Raw genomic sequence first — 18,250 nt, forward strand, 5'->3', positions numbered from 1 at the left:
CGGGCATAGGGGGCGTTTTTTGTCGGCTGTTTTCGGCCGAGACCGCAAAAGGAGGCGCTCTATGACACGTTTAGGCGAGACTCTGGCTGCCTACCAGGCCCGCGACCCGGCGGCCCGGAGCAAGCTGGAGGTCTTTCTGCTCTATCCCGGCGTACACGCCACCATCTACTACCGCATTGCCCATTTTCTCCATGTTCACGGCCTTAAGTTCCTGGCCCGGCTCATCTCCCAGTGGGGCCGTCTGTGTACCGGCATTGAGATCCACCCCGGTGCCAAAATCGGCCGCCGCCTGGTCATCGACCACGGCATGGGCATCGTCATCGGCGAGACCGCCGAGATCGGGGATGACTGCCTGCTCTACCACGGCGTCACCCTGGGGGGCACCGGCAAGGACCAGGGCAAGCGCCACCCCACCATCGGAAACAATGTGATGGTGTCCAGCGGCGCCAAGGTGCTGGGCCCCTTCAAGGTGGGGGACAATTCCCGCATCGCCGCCAACGCGGTGGTGCTTACCGAGATCCCGCCCAACGCCACTGCTGTGGGTGTCCCCGCCCGGGTGGTGCGCATCGCCGGGGAGAAGGTGGACTACGCCGGCAGCGTGGACCAGATCCACGTCACCGACCCGGTACAGAAGGAGCTGCAGGCCCTCAGCTCCCGGCTGGAATTTGTGGAGCGGCTGCTGGATGAACAGAGCCGCACCCATGGGCCGGATAGCGAAAAAGACCATTCCAACACAAGAGAGGAAGTAACCATATGAAGCTTTACAATTCCCTGACCCGCACCAAGGACGAGTTCAAGACCCATACCCCCGGCCGGGTGGAGATGTACACCTGCGGCCCCACAGTGTACCACTTCGCCCACATCGGCAACCTGCGCAGCTATATCATGGAGGATGTGCTGGAGAAATTCCTGCGCTACGAGGGGTACGACGTGAACCGGGTGATGAACATCACCGACGTGGGCCACCTGGCCAGCGACGCGGACACCGGCGAGGACAAGATGCTCAAGGGCGCCAAGCGGGAGCACAAGACGGTCATGGAGATCGCCAAATTCTACACCGACGCCTTCTTTGAGGACTGCCGCAAGCTGAACATCAAGCGGCCCGACGTGGTGGAGCCCGCCACCAACTGCATCGACGAGTATATCAAGATCGTCTCCGGCCTGCTGGACAAGGGCTACGCCTACCTGGCCGGCGGCAACGTGTATTTCGACACCTCCAGGCTGGGCAAGTATTACGTGTTCAACGACCACGACGAGGAGGACCTGGCCGTGGGCGTGCGGGACAGCGTGGAAGAGGACCAGAACAAGCGCAGCAAGGCCGATTTTGTGCTCTGGTTCACCAAGTCCAAGTTTGAGGACCAGGCCCTGAAGTGGGACTCCCCCTGGGGCGTGGGTTATCCCGGCTGGCACATCGAGTGCTCCGGCATCTCCATGAAGTACAATGGCGAGTATCTGGACCTGCACTGCGGCGGCATCGACAACGCCTTCCCCCACCACACCAACGAGATCGCCCAGTCCGAGTCCTACCTGGGCCACCCCTGGTGCCCCCAGTGGTTCCATGTCCATCACCTGAACACCACCAGCGGCAAGATGTCCAAGTCCAAGGGGGAGTTCCTCACCGTCTCTCTGCTGGAGGAGAAGGGCTATGACCCCCTGGTCTACCGCTTCTTCTGCCTCCAGTCCCACTACCGCAAGGGTCTGGTGTTCTCCTGGGAGAACCTGGACAACGCCGCCACCGCCTACCAGAAGCTCATCAGGAAGATCGCCGCCCTGACCGGCGCCGACGGCCAGGTGGATGAGGCAGTGGCCAGGGAGTACAGGGAGAAGTTCATCCAGCAGGTGGGCAACGACCTGAACACCTCCATGGGCATCACCGCCCTGTACGACGTGCTCAAGGCCAAGACCAACGATGTGACCAAGCGGGCCATTCTGGCCAGCTTTGACCAGGTGCTCTCCCTGTCCCTGCTGGAGAAGGCCGCCGCCCTCCGGGAGAAGGAGGCCGCCCAGGCCAAGACGGCCCAGGCCGGGGGGGACTATGTCATCCAGGGCGAGGGCGACCCGGCCATCGACGCGCTGGTGATGCAGCGCTACGAGGCCAAGAAGGCCAAGAATTTCGCCGAGGCCGACCGCATCCGCGACGAGCTCAAGGCCCAGGGCGTGGAGATCACCGACGTCAAGGGCGGCGCAGTCTGGAAGCGGGCGTGAGCCGGTGAAGCGGATCTACGTGCATGGTTTGGGGCAGACCCCTGCCAGCTGGGAAAAAACGCTCCTGTATCTGAACGACGGGGAGGAGAACGTCTGCCTCGATCTGGCCGGGATGCTCCGGGGGAAAGAGGCAAATTACCAGAACCTCTATCAGGCGTTCTGCGCTCTCTGCGATGAGACCGGCAGTCCCGTGGACCTGTGCGGTCTGTCCCTTGGCGGTGTGCTGTCGCTGAACTATGCCGCCGATCATCCGGAGAATGTCCGCTCGTTGGTGCTGATCGCCCCGCAGTACCGGATACCGAAGAAGCTGCTGCGGGTCCAGAATACGCTGTTTCGTTTTATGCCCGGATCCATGTTTCGGCAGACGGGCTTTGGGAAGAGAGAATTGATTCAACTGTGCGGGAGCATGGCGGAGCTGGACTTCAGCGCGTCGCTCCACAAAATCACCTGTCCGGTGCTGGTGGTCTGCGGCCAGCGGGACCGGGCGAACGGAACGGCCGCCGGAAAGCTGGCCGGTATGCTCTCCCATGCCGAACTGAGGATCGTGGGCGGCGCGGGCCATGAGGTGAACGTGGACGCACCGGAGCAGCTGGCGGCGCTCCTCGCTGAGTTTTACGGATGAAACAAAAAACAGGCACGGTATGGGATTCCATACCGTGCCTGTTTGCTGCTGGGACGATTATTTGACGGTGACGCTGTATCCGCTGGCGCCGGGCAGAGCGGCGATGAGCTGCCGCACAGCGGCGGCGGCCCGCTCATCGGCGGCGGTGAGCAGGCCGTTTTCAATGGCCTTGGCCTCCACGCTGTCCTTCTGGTCGGCGGTGAAGGCGGTGTAGTCGCTGATCTGGATGGGGTTGAAAATGTTCCGGGTCTCGTCAAAGATCTCCAGGCTGTCCTCGTCGATCTCGTGGGAGAGAATGGCGGCCCGGGGCAGGGTGACGGTGATGTGATCCCCGGAGACCTTGCACTCCACGCCGGACAGGTCGATGCCCGCCTTGATGACCCCGTCGTAGGCCACAATGAAGCGCTTGGTGGTGAAGGGGACCTTCCAGCCGTAGAAGTCCACCTGGTTCTCAAACTTTCCCATATTGGTGTAGTGATATTCCACCGTGGCCAGCTCCTGAATGGTGGAGAGCTGCTGACCCAGAAGCTCGCTGGTAATGACGGGGGCGGGGGCCTCCCGCTGCAGGAGAAGGCCGCCCAGCAGGAAGGAGAGGGCCAGGGCGGCCAGCAGGAAGAGCAAAAGAATGACCTTGGTCTTGAACCGCATCCCCCGGCGGGCCGGACGCTCCTCCTGTGCACGGTTGAAAAATGGCATATGGTTTCATCCTTTCTGCCGCAGAGCGGTTGATTCGGCAGACATCATGATAGCGAAGTTTGGGGAAAAACGCAAGGAGAATGGGCAAATTGAAACCATATGTAATATCTTGTAATACTTTTGGCACCGCTGCCTACTCCGGAAAAAACGGGAGGCGGCTGATGCCGCCTCCCGTGATCCGCAGCCCTAATCCGAAGAACCGCCGCGGAGGGTGCGCATGGAATTGAGGATGGCGATGACCGACACGCCCACATCGGCGAACACGGCCTCCCACATGCTGGCTTTGCCTATGGCTCCCAGGAAGAGCACCAGGAACTTGACCCCCAGGGCAAACGTGATGTTCTGCCGGACGATGGTCAGGGTCCTGCGGGCGATGCGGATGGCCACCGCGATCTTGGAGGGCTTGTCGTCCATGAGAACCACGTCGGCGGCCTCGATGGCGGCGTCGGAGCCCAGGGCACCCATGGCGATGCCGATGTCGGCCCGGGAGAGGACGGGAGCATCGTTGATGCCGTCTCCCACGAAAGCCAGCGCGCCGCCGGAGGAACGGCGGTCCAGCAGCTCCTCCACCCGGGCCACCTTGTCGGCGGGGAGGAGCTGGGCGTGGACCTCATCCAGGCCCAGCTCGGCGGCCACCGCCTCGCCCACGGCCCGGGCATCGCCGGTGAGCATGACGGTGCGGCGGACGCCGGCTTGCCGCAGATCGGCGATGGCCTGGGCGGCGTCGGGCTTGACTTCGTCGGAGATGACCAGGTGGCCCATATATTCCCCGTCCACCGCCACATGGACGGTGGTGCCCGTCTTGTGGCAGGGATGCCAGGAGACACCGGCCTCCTCCATCAGCTTGTCGTTGCCTGCCCACACCGTGCGGCCGTCCACCAGGGCCCGGACGCCCCGGCCGGAGAGCTCCTCCACGCCGGCGACCCGGGCAGAGTCAATCTCTTTGCCCCAGGCGTCTTTGATGGAGCGGGAAATGGGATGGTCCGACCAGCACTCGGCCAGAGCGGCCAGTTCCAGCAGGGTAGATTCGTCACAGCGGTCAGGGTGAATGGCGGTGACGTTGAATACGCCCCGGGTCAGGGTGCCGGTCTTGTCAAAGACGACCACTTCGGTACGGGCCAGTACCTCCAGATAGTTGCCGCCCTTGACCAGCACGCCGGCCCTGGAGGCGCCGCCGATGCCGCCGAAGAAGGCCAGGGGTACCGAGATGACCAGGGCGCAGGGACAGGAGATGACCAGGAAAGAGCAGGCCCGGCTGAGCCAGTCGCTCCATACGCCGTGGAAGAAGAGGGGCGGGATCAGGGCCAGCAGAGCGGCGGCAATGACCACCGCGGGGGTATAATACCGGGCGAATTTGGTGATGAAGGCCTCAGCCTTGGCTTTGCGGCTGGAGGCGTTCTCTACCAGCTCCAGGATACGGGAGACGGTGGACTCCTCAAAGGCTTTGGTGACCTGGACCCGCAGCACGCCGCTGAGGTTGATGCAGCCGCTGACCACATCGCCGCCGGGAGAGACCTCCCGGGGCAGGGATTCGCCGGTGAGGGCGGCGGTGTTCAGGGTGGAGGAGCCCTCCAGCACCACACCGTCCAGGGGGACACGCTCCCCGGGCTTCACTACGATCACGTCACCCACCGCCACATCCTCCGGGTCCACCTCCTCCAGAGCGCCGTCCCGTTCCAGGTTGGCGTAGTCGGGGCGGATGTCCATGAGGGAGGAGATGGACCTGCGGGACTTGCCCACAGCGAAGGATTGGAAGAGCTCTCCCACCTGGTAGAAGAGCATGACGAATACGGCTTCCGGGTACTCACCGATGACCAGCGCGCCCACGGTGGCCAGGGCCATCAGGAAGTTCTCATCAAATACCTGGCCATGGGCGATATTGCGCCCGGCTTTCCAGAGAATATCCCATCCGATGAGAAGATAAGGGATGAGAAAGGCGGCCAGCCGGACCGGGCCGGAGAGGGGGAGCAGGGAAACGAGGATCAGCAGCGCGCCGCTGGCCAGAATGCGCAGGAGCATCTTTTTTTGTTTTTTATCCATAGTGGGCCTCCTGTCGGGAAAATGGTCTGCCTCGGGAAGAGAAGGGGGAACGGCAGACCTCCGTTACCCGGGACTCAGAATTGGATCATACAGTCCGGTTCGATCTTTTTGCAGATGCCGGCCGCCTGCCGGAGGATCTCGTCAAAACGGGCGTCGTCGGCGTCCAGGGTCAGACGCTGGGTCATAAAGCTGACAGTCGCGTCGTTCACGCCGGGCAGGGCCTTGATGGCGGCCTCCATTTTGGCGGCGCAGTTGGCGCAGTCCAGGTCGATGAGTTTGAAGCGCTTTTTCATATCATGTCATCCTTTCCTATTATGTGCAGAATGATGCGGGACTTACTCGGCCACGTGCTCCATACCCTGGTCCAGGATGGTGCGGACGTGGGAATCCGCCAGGGAGTAGAAGACCGTTTTGCCCTCCCGGCGGTACTTGACCAGCTTGCTCTGCTTGAGGGCACGGAGCTGGTGGGAGATGGCGGACTGGGTCATACCCAGCAGGTTGGCGATATCGCACACGCACATTTCCGATTCAAAAAGTACATAAAGAATTTTGATGCGGGTGGAGTCGCCGAAGATCTTGAACAGCTCGGCCAGGTCATAGAGGATCTCTTCGTCAGGCATGTTCTCATTGACCTGGGCGACGATGTCCTCATGGACGTGGATGTACTCGCAGTTCTCCACTTCGTTAAGTTCAGACGGAGTCATGGCGGATCTCCTTTCTAACATATGAGCTATTGTTCATATGTTTATTATACAGATAAAAATAGATCTGTCAATAGGCAAGGAGAAATTATTTGCGCATCAGGCGGCGCTGTGGTACGATAGCAAAAAAGGAGGAGAGGCCCCATGCGGAGGAAAGACCGGGAAATGGACCGGGCATTTGCCCTGGAGGTGCTGGACAAGGCCGAGTGGATGACGCTGGCCATGACAGGGGAGGACGGCACGCCCTACTGCGTCCCCGTCAATGCGGTGCGGGAGGGGGACTGGCTCTATCTGCACAGCGCGCCGGAGGGAGAAAAGGCGGAAGATCTTCGCCGCCGGCCCAGGGTGTGCCTGTCGGCGGTGGGGGATACCTGCGTGATCCCGGAGCAGTATACCACCGCGTTTGAGAGCGCTGTGGTCCGTGGAGAAGCGGGGGAGCTGATTGACCCGGAGAAAAAGCGGCGGGCCCTGCATCTTATCTGCCAAAAATATTGTCCCGGCCAGGAGGCGGACTTTGATCGGACCATCGACAGGAGCATTGCCCGTACCGCTGTTTTCAGGATCCATATCGACGAGATCGCTGGCAAGTGCAAAAAGCAGCCTGGCCAGGGCTGAGAGCAGCGAAGGCCGCGTCCGGGAACGAACAGGAGTCTTCCGGGACGCGGCCAGCCTGTGCGAAAAAATGAAGAAACAAAAAATAGGGTTGACAAATGAGGAATAAGTCACTATAATATCATTTGTTCGGTATTGAGCGCAATATATGGGGGTATAGCTCAGCTGGGAGAGCGCTTGAATGGCATTCAAGAGGTCAGCGGTTCGATCCCGCTTATCTCCACCACGAAAAGAGACAGCCTGACGGCTGTCTTTTTCATTTCCACCAGGTTTTAAGAGAGCACTTTCAGGCAAACAAACAACAGCGGTTCGATCCCGCGTATCTCAGTTTAAAAGCCATGAACTCTTACGAGTTCATGGCTTTTTCTGCATATAAAAAGTGGGCGGATACCCGGTATCCGCCCACTTGGTTTTTATCCTGCGGTTACGCTGCAGTCCAATGGGACGATATTCACATAACTGCTGCCCTGACCCAGAGTGATGGGGTTGCCGTTCAGGTCGGTGTAGCAGAAGGGACTGTTGCGGTCGGCCTTGCTCCAGCGGATGTCAATCATCTTTCCGCCGCAGGCAAAATAGCCGGTGCCGCCGCTGGTGAGGTCTACGGTGATACGGCCCTTGTCATCACCGGGGATGTTGGCGCAGCGTGTCTTGAGAGTGATGACGTTGGTGACCCCCACCTGCTCGCCGGTGTTGCCGTCCACATAGGGTTTTCCGTACTCCTCCACCATGTACAGTCCACTCTGGGCGTCATAGGTAAAGACGCCGGTCTTTACATTGGAGAAGGGGACCGTGATGGTGTTGGCAGCGGTACCGCCCTCCGGCGTGCCGTCAGGGGCAAAGCGCAGACCCAGATCGTATCCCTCGGGGTGGTCCTTGCGGAAGGAGTAGCTTTCAAACCTTTCGGTAATGGTGCTGCCGGTGGTGATGACGCTGTGCTCATAGCCCATATTCTGCCGCCGGTCCGCGTCCCGCCACATCAGATTGGAGCCGGGACTGGTGCCGCAGTAGGGGCCGTTGACACCGTCCAGGGCGGTGACGTTCCAGGCCTTGATCTTGTTATAGGCGTCCGGGCTGCCGCCGGCGTGGATGTACACCGCGTCATGGCCCAGCGCCAGCTCCAGATAGTAGGTGCGGGAGGAGCGGATGGAGCCGATCGCTCCCACGCCGCTGGGGTCCTGGTAGAGACCAAGCATGCGGGTGATGCCGCCCTCAGCCAGACACTCGTAGATGATGTCAGCCTCCGCTACTCCCACTTGGGGCAGGGCCCGCTTCAGGTTGTTGAGCATGATGGCCACCGGGCGCCGGTTCACATAGGCCTCGTCGATAGGCATTCCGGTGAGGGGATTCACCGGGCCGGCATAGGTGGGCTCCGGCGTAGCGGTGGGCGCGGGCGCAGGCACCGCCGGGGGGGAGACCGTGACCGCGGGGACCGAATGCTCCGGCGCGGGTGAATGGTCCGCAGCGGGGCTGCCGCAGGCCGACAGGGCCAAAAGCAGCGTCAGGCAGAGGGGGACAAGTCTCTTTCGCATGGCGGGCTCCTCACTTTCGTTGTCAGTGATGTGGATAAAAACATGATACGCTTTCAGGGGATTTCTGTCAAGACGTACAAAAATATGGGGAAGACTGGCGGAAAAGGACGGCGGCCGCCGGACTTGCCAACCGGAGGAAAATACCGTATAATGGATAAGAAAAGATCGCGGTCCCCAAAATGGAGCAGAGAGGTGGACATGCCATGAGCCGTTTCGGGTTTATTCACAATAAGATGGAGATCAAATTCCTGATCCTCTATATCATGGCGCGGGTGGCGTCTCCCATCGACTTCCCCACGCTGACCGAGCTGACCATGTGCGACGAGGGTGTGGACTATTTCGAATTTGCCGAGGCGGTGGCCGAGCTGGTGGAGACCGGCCACCTTACCCTGGAGGAGGACCGCTACTCCATCACCGATAAGGGCCGTCAGAACGGCGAGAGCTGCGAGAGCAGCCTGCCCTACTCGGTGAAGCACAAGTGCAATTCCAACCTGGCCCGGCTCAACGGTATCCTGCGGCGCAACGCCCAGGTCCGCACCGAGGTCCACCCCAGGCCGGACGGCAGCCTCACCGCCCGCATGATCCTGGATGACGAGAGCGGGAACATCATGACCATCGAGCTGCTGTGCGTCAACGAGGATCAGGCCGCCCGGCTGTCCGAGGGCTTCAAGGCCAAGCCCGAGCGGGTCTACAACGAGGTGCTCTCCGCCCTGCTGGACAAGGAAGACGCCAAGGAAGAGGAGTAATACCGGGCCGCGGATGTGGAGTCCGCGGCCTTTTTGCGGCTGTAAGGAATTATATCCCGCGGGGGACGGGGGTGTCCTCGCAGGACGCCTCATCCCATTCCGGGGTTGTCCTGGGGGAAAAAACCGGATATAATAAACTGATATGATATGACAAAGCCCCGGGAGGCGTACTATGAAAACACTCATGGTCATCGACGGCAATTCCATCATCAACCGGGCGTTCTACGGCGTGCGGCCTCTGAGCACCCGGGACGGGACGCCCACCAACGCCGTTTACGGTTTCCTCACCATCCTCTTCAAGCTGCTGGAGGAGGTGGGGCCCGACGCGCTGTGCGTCACCTTTGACCGGAAGGCCCCCACCTTCCGCCATCTGGCCTACGAGGGGTACAAGGCCCAGCGCAAGGGGATGCCAGACGAGCTGGCCGCCCAGATGCCTATCCTGAAAGAGGTCCTGGAGGCCATGAACATCCCCCGCTACGAGCTGGACGGGTGGGAGGCAGACGACCTCATCGGCACCATCGCCGCCCGGGATACCGCCGCGGGATGGGACACGGTGGTGGTCACCGGCGACAAGGATTCCCTCCAGCTCATCACCGACCACACCACCGTGAAGCTGGTCACCACCCGCATGGGGCAGACCACCACCCGGGACATGACCCCCGCCGCCTTCCGGGAGGAGTACGGCTTCGACCCCATCCACATGATCGACCTGAAGGCCCTGATGGGGGACGCCAGCGACAACATCCCCGGCGTCAAGGGCGTAGGGGAAAAGACCGCCATGGACCTGATCCGGCGCTTTACCAGCGTGGACGCCATCTATGCAAAGCTCCCCGATCTGGAGGGAGTGAAGCCCGCCGCCCTGAAAAAGCTGGCCGAGGGAGAGGCGGACGCCCGCATGTCCTACGATCTGGCCACCATCCGGTGTGAGGCGCCCATTGAGTTCCGCCCGGAGGACGCGGTGCGGCAGGAGGTCAACGGCCCGGCACTCTATGAGCTCTTTTTGAAGCTGGAGTTTGCCAAGCTCATCGACAAGCTGGGCCTCAAGGCCGCCCAGGGGGAGGGACCGGCGGAGAGACAGGTGTTCCAGGGCAGCTGTGAAAGCGAATTTCTCACCGACAGAGCCCGGATGGAGGAGCTGCTGGCCCGGTGGCGGGAGCGGGATCATGTATCTTTCCTGGCCCTGCCCGGCCTGAACGGGGTGTGCGTGGAGTGCGGCGAGGGCGGGAACGGCCATGCCGTGCTGGCGCTGGCCGACCGTCTGGACTGCTACAACGACTTTTTGAAGGGCTTCTTCGCCCCGGACATCAAAAAGGTGTCCCACGACGTGAAGCCCATCATGAATACCCTGCTGGGGGAGGGGCTGTCCGCGGAGGGCTTTGTCTTTGACACCGCTGTGGCCGCCTATCTGCTCTCACCCACCGACGGCAGCTATGACCTGGAAAAGCTGGGGCTGACCTATTACAATTTCCAGCCTCCCAAGGCGGCGGACTATCTGGCCGACGGCGCCTTCGGCCCCCTGGCCGACCAGACGGCCCCACTGGCTGCCTGGCTGAGCCACACTGCCCTCGTCGAAGCGCTGTATGACACCCTGTCCCGGCGGCTGAAGGAGCTGGGCATGGACAGGCTCTACCATGAGGTGGAGCTCCCTCTCTGCCCTGTTCTGGCCCGGATGGAGCGGGCGGGGGTGCTGGTGGACCGGAAGGCATTGGCCGACTTCGGGACTATGCTCAATGAGCGCATCACCCAGGTCCAGGCGCATATCTATGAGGAGGCGGGGGAGGAGTTCAACATCCTCTCGCCCAAGCAGCTGGGCCACATCCTCTTTGACAAGCTGGGCCTGCCGCCGGTGAAAAAGACCAAGACCGGCTACTCCACCAACGCCGAGGTGCTGGAAAAACTGCGGGGCCAGGCTCCCATCGTGGACGCGGTACTGGAGTACCGGCAGTACACCAAGCTCTCCTCCACCTATGTGGAGGGCCTGACCAAGGTCATCGCCCCCGACGGGCGCATCCACACCTCCTTCCAGAACACCGTCACCGCCACCGGACGGCTCTCCTCCGCCGAGCCCAACCTGCAGAATATCCCGGTGCGCACCGAGCTGGGCGCCGAGCTGCGGAAGATGTTCGTGCCCGGTCCGGGGAACGTGCTGGTGGACGCGGATTACTCCCAGATCGAGCTGCGGCTGCTGGCCCACATCGCCGGGGACGAGCACATGATCGCCGCCTTCCGAAGCGGGGAGGACATCCACACCATCACCGCCGGGCAGGTGTTCGGCGTGCCGCCGGAGCTGGTGACCAGACAGATGCGCTCGGCGGCCAAGGCGGTGAATTTCGGCATCGTCTATGGCATTTCCGACTTCTCTCTGTCACAGGACATCGGGGTCACCCGGAAAGAGGCCCGGGAGTATATGGAGCGCTACTTTGAGAAATATGCGGGAGTGCGGGCCTATATGACCGACGTGGTGGAGCGGGCCAAAAAGGACGGCTTTGTCTCCACCCTGATGGGCCGCCGCCGCTGGCTGCCCGAGCTCAAGTCCTCCAACTTCAACATGCGCTCCTTCGGCGAGCGGGTGGCCCTCAACATGCCCATCCAGGGCACTGCCGCCGACATCATCAAACTGGCCATGATCCGGGTGGACCGCCGCCTGCGGGAGGAGGGGCTGGAGGCGCGGCTGGTCCTCCAGGTTCACGACGAGCTCATCGTGGAGTGCCCCGAGGCTGAGGCGGAGACGGTCAAAAACCTGCTCACCGAGGAGATGGAGGGAGTCGTGGCCCTGTCGGTCCCCCTCACCGCTGACGCCCACGCCGGAAAGAGCTGGGCCGAGGCCCACTGAGAAGCAAACACGGAACGAAGGAGGAGAAGAAATGGGGATCGGGGATATCCTGCTGTTCCTGCTGGCCTGCGCCGTCATGACGCTGCTGGGCATCCTGCTGCTGTTCAAGCCCGAGTGGTTCTGGAAGCTGGAGAACTTTCTGGATACCAGGGGCGGGGAGCCCTCCGAGTGGTATGAGACCAAGAGCCGTCTGCTGGGGGCTGTTTGCCTGATTCTGGGGATCGGAGGGGCGCTGGCCCTTCTGATGCTCACCGCAGCCGGACTTCTTCTTTCCATCTGAGCGGACATCAAAGATTGGGAGTTTTGTATATGCAGTATCAACTGGTGCCCATGGACCGCAGCCACATCCCCGGCATCGCCGCGCTGGAGCGGGCCTGCTTTTCCCACCCCTGGACCGAGGCCATGCTGGAGGAGGAGCTCTACAACGACGCGGCCTCCTTCATCGTGGCTGAGGGGGAGGACGGCGCGGTACTGGGCTATGCCGGCGTCCATGTGATCCTGGACGAGGGCTATATCGACAACGTGGCGGTGGACCCGGCCTGGCGCCGGCAGGGCATCGCAGACGCCCTTATCGGGGCCTTTGTGCGCTTTGGAGAGGCCAATCTGGCCTTCCTCACCCTGGAGGTCCGGGCCAGCAACGCCCCCGCCATCGCCCTTTATGAGAAGCACGGCTTCTACGAGGTGGGTCGGCGGAAAAACTACTATGACGACCCGAAAGAGGACGCGGTGCTCATGACCCGGGAGTGGGACCGGCCATGAGCGGGCCCGTTCTGCGCCCGCTGAGCCGGAAACAGGTCCGGCGGGTCTACCGATGGGAGCTGAGCGCCGCCTTTCCCCCGGCGGAGCGGCGGCCCCTGTGGAGCATCCTGCGCATGATGGATGACGGCGTGTACGACGCCCTGGGCTGCTGGCGGGGAGATGAGCTGCTGGGCTACGCCCTGCTGTGGCGGGGCGCGGACTTCGTGCTGCTGGACTATCTGGGGGTGTGCCAGGGCAAGCGGGGACAGGGGACGGGCACGTGGATGCTGGAGGCCCTCTCCCGCCGCTATGCCCATACCGCCGGGCTGCTGGCGGAGGCGGAGGCTGAAGGACCGGGCGCCCCGCCGGAGGTCAACGCCCTCCGGGCCAGACGGCTGGCCTTCTACCGCCGCTGCGGGTTCACGGACGTGGGCTATGAGGCCGATATTTTCGGAGTCCGCTACGCCGTGCTGGGCCGCCGGGAGGACGGCAGCCTGGACCCGGCGGCCGCCATGGCCGCCCACGACGCCCTGTACCGCTCCCGGCTGCCCCGGCGGCTCTACCGCCGCTTTATCCATATCCCCGCTGACGGGGAAGTGACCGAAAGAAGGAACGAGACATGATCATTCTGGCTGTGGAATCCTCCTGCGACGAGACCGCCGTGGCGGTGGTCCGGGACGGCCGCACCGTACTCTCCGACGCCATCGCCTCCCAGGCCGACATGCACGCCACCTACGGCGGCGTGGTGCCCGAGATCGCCTCCCGCAAGCATGTGGAGGCCATCGCCGGCCTGGCTGACCAGGCCCTGTCCCAGGCCGGGGTCACCAGGGCGGACATCGACGCCGTGGCGGTGACCTACGCCCCCGGCCTCATCGGCGCGGTGCTGGTGGGGGTCAATTTCGCCAAGTCGGTGGCCTATGCCCTGGGTAAGCCCCTGATCCCTGTCCACCATGTGCGGGGCCACATCGCCGCCAACTACATCACCCATCCTGATCTGGAGCCCCCCTTCGTCTGCCTGTGCGTGTCGGGGGGCAACACCATGATCGTGGATGTGAAGAGCTACACCGACATGGAGATCCTGGGGGCCACTCGGGACGACGCGGCGGGGGAGTGCTTCGACAAGGTGGCCCGTGTGCTGGGCATCGGCTACCCCGGCGGCGCCCCCATGGACCGCCTGGCCCAGGGCGGGGACGACCGGCGGTACGACCTGCCCCGGTCCCATGTCCATGACGCGCCGCTGGACATGTCCTTCTCGGGACTCAAAACGGCGGTGCTCAACCTGGCCCACAACGCCCGGCAGAAGGGGGAGGAGCTGGACCTGCCCGGTCTGGCCGCCTCTTTCGGCGCGGCGGTCAGCGACACGCTGGTCCCCCGGACCATGGAGGCCGCGGCCAGGAAAGGCTACGGCAAGGTGGCGGTGGCCGGCGGCGTGGCCGCCAACTCCCGGCTGCGGCGTGACCTGGAGCGGGCCTGCGCCAAAAGCGGGGACAGGCTCTATATGCCCGAGCTCAGGCTCTGCGGCGATAACGGCGCCATGATCGGCTGCCAGGGCTATTACGAGTACCTGGCGGGCAGACGGGCTGGCATGGACCTGAACGCCTACGCCACCCGCGATATCGGAAAGGGTTAACGGGAAGAGCCCGGGACCGCGTGCGGCGGCCCCGGGCTCTTTTTGACAGTAAGTTTTTTGCATATGAAAGGCTGTGAACCTGCAAAAAATGCGTGATGAACTATTATGTAAAGTAAAAGAAAGGAAAAAGAAGCGGGAAGGGAAGCTGAAATATGGAAAATTCCGTGAAAAAGTGAGAAAGTGATGGAAATAGGGGGATAAGTAGTGTGGAAAACCAGGTGGAAAATGTGGATAACAGACCGTAAAGCAGGACGGATGATGCGGGTTATGTAAAATGAAAGACAACGGCAGCGGGACAAGAAAAGGTCTGGCGGAACGGTAATTTTCCCATCAGAGATCCTGGCCAGGCAGAAAGAACAGGGCGGCGGGATCCGCCCTTTTTTGCATCCTGACGCCGAAAAATGAAGGAAGGAATACAGACCGTATAGAGGACGGTCAGCAGGGGGTGTCGGCACACCGCAGGACGGCCAGGAACTGCTTGCCGTACTGGGCCAGCTTGCGGCTGCCCACGCCGGGGATCCGCTCCAGCTCGGACAGGGTGGAGGGCTTGCGGGCGGCCATCTCCCGCAGGGTGCGGTCGGTGAAGATGACGTAGGCGGGCAGGCTCTTTTTTCGGGCCAGCTCGGAGCGCAGGGCCCGGAGCTGCTGGAAGAGGGCCTCGTCCGGCGGGGCAGCGGGGGCGGAGGACCCACGGGCGGCAGCGCGGTCGGAGCGGCGGCCGTCGGAGCGCTGCCGCATGGTGATGGTGCAGTCCCTGCCGGAGAGCTCCCTGGCCCGGGGGCCGGGGATGAGGACGGGGTATTCGCCCCCGCCGGTGTCCAGATAGCCGGCCTGGGTGAGAAAGCGGATGCGCTCCCGGACCTGGGCCACCGACAGGTGGGAGAGCAGGCCGAAGGCATGGCGCCGGTCCAGATCCCAGCGGAGGACCCGTTCGCTCTCCTTGCCGCAGAGCAGCTCGGCGATGGTGACGGCGCCGAACCGGCCGCCGCACTCGCCCACGGCGTCCAGAATGGCCCGGGCCTCTCTGGTGATGTCCACCTCCTGCCAGGCGGCCTTGCAGTTGGAGCAGTTGCCGCAGCCCGTCCCGGGCGGCTTCTCCCCAAAGTAGCGCAGGATGGTGTGGCGCAGGCAGCCGGTGGTGGTGCAGTAGCGGGCCATGGCGTCCAGCCGGTCGAACTGCCGGCGTCGGAGGGCGGCCATGGTCTCCTCGTCCACCCCCTCAGAGGCCGCGCCCTGCTCGATGAGGTAGCGGTTGACGGCGATGTCCCGGCCGCTGTAGAGCAGGATGCAGTCGGCGCTGCCGCCGTCCCGCCCGGCCCGTCCCGCCTCCTGATAGTAGCCCTCCAGGTCCAGGGGCATGTTGTAGTGGACCACATAGCGGACGTTGGACTTGTCGATGCCCATACCGAAGGCGTTGGTGGCCACCATCACGCTGCACTCGTCCCGGGCGAAGGCGTCCTGGCTGGCCTGCCGTTCCTCCGGAGGGAGCCCGGCGTGGTACCGCCCAGCGGCCACCCCGCGGGCCTGGAGGAAGGCGCACACCTCCTCCACCGCCTTGCGGGTGGAGCAGTAGACCACGCCGCTCTCACTGCGCCGCAGCAGGAGGATGGAGAGCAGCTCCTCCTGCTTGTTCCGGGGATGGCGGACCTCAAAATAGAGGTTGGGCCGGTCAAAGCCGGTGGTGGTGGTCACCGGGTCGGACAGGCGGAGCTTGTCCAGAATATCCCGGCGTACCTCCGGCGTGGCGGTGGCGGTAAAGGCCCCGATGGGGGGACGGTGGGGGAGCTGGTCCACAAAGGCGGGGATACCCAGATAGCTGTGGCGGAAGTCGGTGCCCCACTGGGAGACGCAGTGGGCCTCGTCCACCGCCACCAGGGAGATATGGGCCTGACGGGCGAAGCGGAGGAAGCCGGGGCTCTCCAGCCGCTCGGGGGCCACATAGATGATCTTGTACCGTCCCTGCCAGGCCCGCTCCAGGGCCAGGGCGTACTGCCGCTCGGTGAGGGAGCGGTTCAGATAGGCCGCCGGGACGCCCGCCTGTACCAGGCTGCCCACCTGGTCCTTCATCAGGGAGATGAGGGGGGAGATCACCAGCGCCACGCCGGGCAGCATCAGGGCGGGGAGCTGAAAGCACAGGGATTTGCCTGCGCCGGTGGGCATGACGGAGAGCACGTCCCGCCCCTCCAGCAGGGCGTCCACCGCCCGCTCCTGACCGGGCAGGAAGCCGTCGTAGCCGAAATAGGCCTTGAGCAGATCCAGCTTGTAGGACATGAAGTCGATCCCCCTTTACACGCAGGTTTTCCATTTTAATGTCTGGTGAATAAGCCGCGCCCAGTACGCAACATTTTAGCACGTTTCGGGGCGGGCAGCAAACGTGGGAAATACAGGGCAAAAAGAAAGCCCCGGCTCTCCGGAGGAAGAGTCGAGGCTTTGTCATATGAAACAGACTCAGGCCAGCTTGCTCTTGGCCAGCTCGGTGAGCTGGGTGAAGGCGGCCTTGTCGTGGATGGCCATCTCGGAGAGCATCTTGCGGTTAATCTCCACACCGGCCTTCTTCAGGCCGTTCATGAAGGTGGAGTAGTTCATGCCGTTCTGCTTGCAGCCGGCGGAGATGCGGGCGATCCAGAGCTGACGGAAGTCGCGCTTCTTCAGGCGGCGGCCGGTGTAAGCGTACACCAGGGACTTCATGACCTGCTCCTTGGCCATCTTGAAGTGCTTGGACTTGGCGCCAAAGTAGCCCTTGGCCAGCTTCAGGGTCTTATTTCTTCTCTTGCGCGTCATCATCGCGCCTTTCACTCTAGCCATTGTGGTTAGCCTCCTATATCAATGAGTAAATGTTCGATTATTTGTAGGGGATCATGCGCTTGATGGCGGGCGCGTTGGTCTTGTCCGCGTAGGCGGAGGCACGGAGCGCTCTCTTGAGCTTGGTGGTCTTGCCGTGGCCGTTGAGCAGGTGACGGCGCTTGGTCTGGCCGCGCTTGACCTTGCCGGTCTTGGTCAGGCTAAATCTCTTCTTAGAGCCGCTGTGGGTTTTCAGCTTAGGCATGGTGGTGATCTCCTTTACTTTAACAATATGGGGATTCAGAAGCGAATCACTTCTTGGTTTCCTTCGCGGTCTTGGGGGAGAGGAAGATGGACATATGCCGTCCTTCCAGCTTGGGTTCCTTATCCAACGCGGCCACCTCGGCGCAGTCCTCGGCGAACTTGACCAGCAGGTCGCGGCCGATGTCGGTGTGGGCCATCTCGCGGCCGCGGAAGCGGACCGTCACCTTGACCCGGTTGCCCTCGCCCAGGAACTTCTGCGCGTTGCGGAGCTTGACGTTGAAGTCGTTGACGTCGATGCTGGGAGACATGCGGACCTCTTTGATCTCCACGACGCGCTGATTCTTCTTGGCCTCTTTCTCACGCTTGGTCTGCTCGAACTTGTACTTGCCGTAATCCATGAGCTTGCAGACCGGAGGAACGGCGGTGGGCGAGATCTTTACCAGGTCCAGATCGGCTTCGACCGCCTTCTCCAGCGCCTCGCGGGCAGACATGATACCAAGCTGCTCGCCGGTGGCGGAGACCAGACGGACTTCCTTGTCGCGGATTTCCTCGTTGATTTGATGACCCTTGTTGCTGATAGGACAGCACCTCCCATTCTCAATGACAAACAAAAAACGGATACCAGCCCGGTACCCGCATCGCATGACAGACCCACCGGTAATCCGGTGTGCCGAAACCATGTTGACCTCTTCGCTGTGCGCTGGAGGTGAGGACGGGGCGCCGTTCTGCTTTATTGTGCCCAATCAGTATAGCAGTATCGGAACCGCTTGTCAACGGTGAATTGCTTTCTTTATGTAAAAAAGAACCCGGTTTTGCTCTTCCATTTTGGATGAAACTATGGCAGAATAGATTG

General features: G+C 62.5%; 19 protein-coding genes and 1 tRNA gene. 11 read left to right on the forward strand and 9 right to left on the reverse strand.

The window, feature by feature from the left end:
• Positions 1-61 precede the first annotated feature (61 nt).
• The 3 genes from epsC to ACTNBZ_RS07310 are packed head-to-tail and all read left to right on the forward strand — an operon-like array spanning position 62 to position 2,827.
• A complete protein-coding gene (gene epsC / locus ACTNBZ_RS07300) occupies positions 62-757 on the forward strand; it encodes a serine O-acetyltransferase EpsC (protein WP_441209010.1) in 696 nt (231 codons plus the stop codon).
• Positions 754-2,205 (forward strand): cysteine--tRNA ligase, encoded by a 1,452-nt coding sequence (gene cysS / locus ACTNBZ_RS07305; protein ID WP_441209011.1) that lies wholly within the window; start codon positions 754-756, stop codon positions 2,203-2,205. The genes epsC and cysS overlap by 4 nt, the downstream gene beginning before the upstream one ends.
• A gap of 4 nt (positions 2,206-2,209) precedes the next feature.
• A complete protein-coding gene (locus tag ACTNBZ_RS07310; RefSeq protein ID WP_441209012.1) occupies positions 2,210-2,827 on the forward strand; it encodes an alpha/beta fold hydrolase in 618 nt (205 codons plus the stop codon).
• A gap of 57 nt (positions 2,828-2,884) precedes the next feature.
• Here the strand turns inward: ACTNBZ_RS07310 and ACTNBZ_RS07315 are convergent, their stop codons facing one another.
• The 4 genes from ACTNBZ_RS07315 to ACTNBZ_RS07330 form a co-directional block, all read right to left on the reverse strand.
• A complete protein-coding gene (locus tag ACTNBZ_RS07315) occupies positions 2,885-3,523 on the reverse strand; it encodes a DUF4230 domain-containing protein (protein WP_441209013.1) in 639 nt (212 codons plus the stop codon).
• Positions 3,524-3,709: 186 nt separating this feature from the next.
• A complete protein-coding gene (locus ACTNBZ_RS07320; protein WP_441209014.1) occupies positions 3,710-5,563 on the reverse strand; it encodes a heavy metal translocating P-type ATPase in 1,854 nt (617 codons plus the stop codon).
• Between the two features lie 74 nt (positions 5,564-5,637).
• Complete coding sequence (locus ACTNBZ_RS07325; protein ID WP_441209015.1) at positions 5,638-5,856, reverse strand: heavy-metal-associated domain-containing protein; 219 nt, start codon at positions 5,854-5,856, stop codon at positions 5,638-5,640.
• A 42-nt stretch (positions 5,857-5,898) separates the two neighbouring features.
• Complete coding sequence (locus ACTNBZ_RS07330; protein ID WP_441209016.1) at positions 5,899-6,267, reverse strand: ArsR/SmtB family transcription factor; 369 nt, start codon at positions 6,265-6,267, stop codon at positions 5,899-5,901.
• Between the two features lie 141 nt (positions 6,268-6,408).
• On the opposite strand from ACTNBZ_RS07330, the gene ACTNBZ_RS07335 reads away from it, so the two are divergent.
• On the forward strand, positions 6,409-6,879 hold the full coding sequence (locus ACTNBZ_RS07335; RefSeq protein WP_441209017.1) for a pyridoxamine 5'-phosphate oxidase family protein: 471 nt from the start codon (positions 6,409-6,411) through the stop codon (positions 6,877-6,879).
• A gap of 147 nt (positions 6,880-7,026) precedes the next feature.
• Positions 7,027-7,102 (forward strand) — tRNA-Ala (locus ACTNBZ_RS07340).
• A gap of 187 nt (positions 7,103-7,289) precedes the next feature.
• Here the strand turns inward: ACTNBZ_RS07340 and ACTNBZ_RS07345 are convergent.
• On the reverse strand, positions 7,290-8,405 hold the full coding sequence (locus tag ACTNBZ_RS07345; protein ID WP_441209018.1) for a DUF3048 domain-containing protein: 1,116 nt from the start codon (positions 8,403-8,405) through the stop codon (positions 7,290-7,292).
• Positions 8,406-8,608: 203 nt separating this feature from the next.
• Here ACTNBZ_RS07345 and ACTNBZ_RS07350 point away from each other — a divergent pair, with 203 nt between their 5' ends.
• The 6 genes from ACTNBZ_RS07350 (at position 8,609) to tsaD (ending at position 14,352) form a co-directional block, all read left to right on the forward strand.
• Positions 8,609-9,151, forward strand: a complete 543-nt coding sequence (locus ACTNBZ_RS07350; protein WP_441209019.1) for a DUF4364 family protein — start codon at positions 8,609-8,611, stop codon at positions 9,149-9,151.
• Between the two features lie 172 nt (positions 9,152-9,323).
• Positions 9,324-11,984: a DNA polymerase I gene (gene polA / locus ACTNBZ_RS07355; RefSeq protein WP_441209020.1), complete on the forward strand. Its 2,661-nt coding sequence runs from the start codon at positions 9,324-9,326 to the stop codon at positions 11,982-11,984.
• A 31-nt stretch (positions 11,985-12,015) separates the two neighbouring features.
• Entirely contained in the window at positions 12,016-12,264 is a 249-nt protein-coding gene (locus tag ACTNBZ_RS07360) for a DUF6199 family natural product biosynthesis protein (RefSeq protein ID WP_441209021.1), read from the forward strand.
• A 29-nt stretch (positions 12,265-12,293) separates the two neighbouring features.
• Positions 12,294-12,743, forward strand: coding sequence for a ribosomal protein S18-alanine N-acetyltransferase (gene rimI / locus ACTNBZ_RS07365; RefSeq protein WP_441209022.1), 450 nt, complete (start codon positions 12,294-12,296; stop codon positions 12,741-12,743).
• Positions 12,740-13,345 (forward strand): GNAT family N-acetyltransferase, encoded by a 606-nt coding sequence (locus ACTNBZ_RS07370; protein ID WP_441209023.1) that lies wholly within the window; start codon positions 12,740-12,742, stop codon positions 13,343-13,345. Before rimI ends, ACTNBZ_RS07370 begins: the two co-directional genes overlap by 4 nt.
• Positions 13,342-14,352 (forward strand): tRNA (adenosine(37)-N6)-threonylcarbamoyltransferase complex transferase subunit TsaD, encoded by a 1,011-nt coding sequence (gene tsaD, locus ACTNBZ_RS07375; RefSeq protein ID WP_441209024.1) that lies wholly within the window; start codon positions 13,342-13,344, stop codon positions 14,350-14,352. Before ACTNBZ_RS07370 ends, tsaD begins: the two co-directional genes overlap by 4 nt.
• A 435-nt stretch (positions 14,353-14,787) precedes the next feature.
• On the opposite strand, the gene recQ is transcribed toward tsaD, so the two are convergent.
• The 4 genes from recQ to infC all read right to left on the reverse strand — a co-directional run bounded on the left by recQ (position 14,788) and on the right by infC (position 18,041).
• Positions 14,788-16,623: a DNA helicase RecQ gene (gene recQ, locus ACTNBZ_RS07380; protein WP_441209025.1), complete on the reverse strand. Its 1,836-nt coding sequence runs from the start codon at positions 16,621-16,623 to the stop codon at positions 14,788-14,790.
• A 177-nt stretch (positions 16,624-16,800) separates the two neighbouring features.
• Positions 16,801-17,157 carry a 50S ribosomal protein L20 gene (rplT, locus tag ACTNBZ_RS07385; RefSeq protein WP_441209026.1) on the reverse strand — a complete coding sequence of 119 codons (357 nt, stop codon included), beginning with the start codon at positions 17,155-17,157 and terminating at the stop codon, positions 16,801-16,803.
• Positions 17,158-17,194: 37 nt separating this feature from the next.
• Positions 17,195-17,398, reverse strand: a complete 204-nt coding sequence (gene rpmI / locus ACTNBZ_RS07390) for a 50S ribosomal protein L35 (protein WP_441209027.1) — start codon at positions 17,396-17,398, stop codon at positions 17,195-17,197.
• Positions 17,399-17,444: 46 nt separating this feature from the next.
• Positions 17,445-18,041, reverse strand: a complete 597-nt coding sequence (infC, locus tag ACTNBZ_RS07395) for a translation initiation factor IF-3 (protein ID WP_441209028.1) — start codon at positions 18,039-18,041, stop codon at positions 17,445-17,447.
• Positions 18,042-18,250: the final 209 nt, after the last annotated feature.

This window comes from Pseudoflavonifractor sp. HCP28S3_F10, from assembly GCF_052065415.1.
Classification (GTDB): domain Bacteria; phylum Bacillota; class Clostridia; order Oscillospirales; family Oscillospiraceae; genus Pseudoflavonifractor_A.

What these genes read in the sequence shown, in the direction of transcription:
- epsC (WP_441209010.1), top strand. Translation starts at nt 62, where the DNA reads ATGACACGTTTAGGCGAGACTCTGGCTGCCTACCAGGCCCGCGACCCG.
- cysS (WP_441209011.1), top strand. Translation starts at nt 754, where the DNA reads ATGAAGCTTTACAATTCCCTGACCCGCACCAAGGACGAGTTCAAGACC.
- ACTNBZ_RS07315 (WP_441209013.1), bottom strand. Translation starts at nt 3,523, where the DNA reads ATGCCATTTTTCAACCGTGCACAGGAGGAGCGTCCGGCCCGCCGGGGG.
- ACTNBZ_RS07320 (WP_441209014.1), bottom strand. Translation starts at nt 5,563, where the DNA reads ATGGATAAAAAACAAAAAAAGATGCTCCTGCGCATTCTGGCCAGCGGC.
- ACTNBZ_RS07325 (WP_441209015.1), bottom strand. Translation starts at nt 5,856, where the DNA reads ATGAAAAAGCGCTTCAAACTCATCGACCTGGACTGCGCCAACTGCGCC.
- ACTNBZ_RS07330 (WP_441209016.1), bottom strand. Translation starts at nt 6,267, where the DNA reads ATGACTCCGTCTGAACTTAACGAAGTGGAGAACTGCGAGTACATCCAC.
- ACTNBZ_RS07335 (WP_441209017.1), top strand. Translation starts at nt 6,409, where the DNA reads ATGCGGAGGAAAGACCGGGAAATGGACCGGGCATTTGCCCTGGAGGTG.
- ACTNBZ_RS07345 (WP_441209018.1), bottom strand. Translation starts at nt 8,405, where the DNA reads ATGCGAAAGAGACTTGTCCCCCTCTGCCTGACGCTGCTTTTGGCCCTG.
- ACTNBZ_RS07350 (WP_441209019.1), top strand. Translation starts at nt 8,609, where the DNA reads ATGAGCCGTTTCGGGTTTATTCACAATAAGATGGAGATCAAATTCCTG.
- polA (WP_441209020.1), top strand. Translation starts at nt 9,324, where the DNA reads ATGAAAACACTCATGGTCATCGACGGCAATTCCATCATCAACCGGGCG.
- ACTNBZ_RS07360 (WP_441209021.1), top strand. Translation starts at nt 12,016, where the DNA reads ATGGGGATCGGGGATATCCTGCTGTTCCTGCTGGCCTGCGCCGTCATG.
- rimI (WP_441209022.1), top strand. Translation starts at nt 12,294, where the DNA reads ATGCAGTATCAACTGGTGCCCATGGACCGCAGCCACATCCCCGGCATC.
- ACTNBZ_RS07370 (WP_441209023.1), top strand. Translation starts at nt 12,740, where the DNA reads ATGAGCGGGCCCGTTCTGCGCCCGCTGAGCCGGAAACAGGTCCGGCGG.
- tsaD (WP_441209024.1), top strand. Translation starts at nt 13,342, where the DNA reads ATGATCATTCTGGCTGTGGAATCCTCCTGCGACGAGACCGCCGTGGCG.
- recQ (WP_441209025.1), bottom strand. Translation starts at nt 16,623, where the DNA reads ATGTCCTACAAGCTGGATCTGCTCAAGGCCTATTTCGGCTACGACGGC.
- rplT (WP_441209026.1), bottom strand. Translation starts at nt 17,157, where the DNA reads ATGGCTAGAGTGAAAGGCGCGATGATGACGCGCAAGAGAAGAAATAAG.
- rpmI (WP_441209027.1), bottom strand. Translation starts at nt 17,398, where the DNA reads ATGCCTAAGCTGAAAACCCACAGCGGCTCTAAGAAGAGATTTAGCCTG.
- infC (WP_441209028.1), bottom strand. Translation starts at nt 18,041, where the DNA reads ATGCGATGCGGGTACCGGGCTGGTATCCGTTTTTTGTTTGTCATTGAG.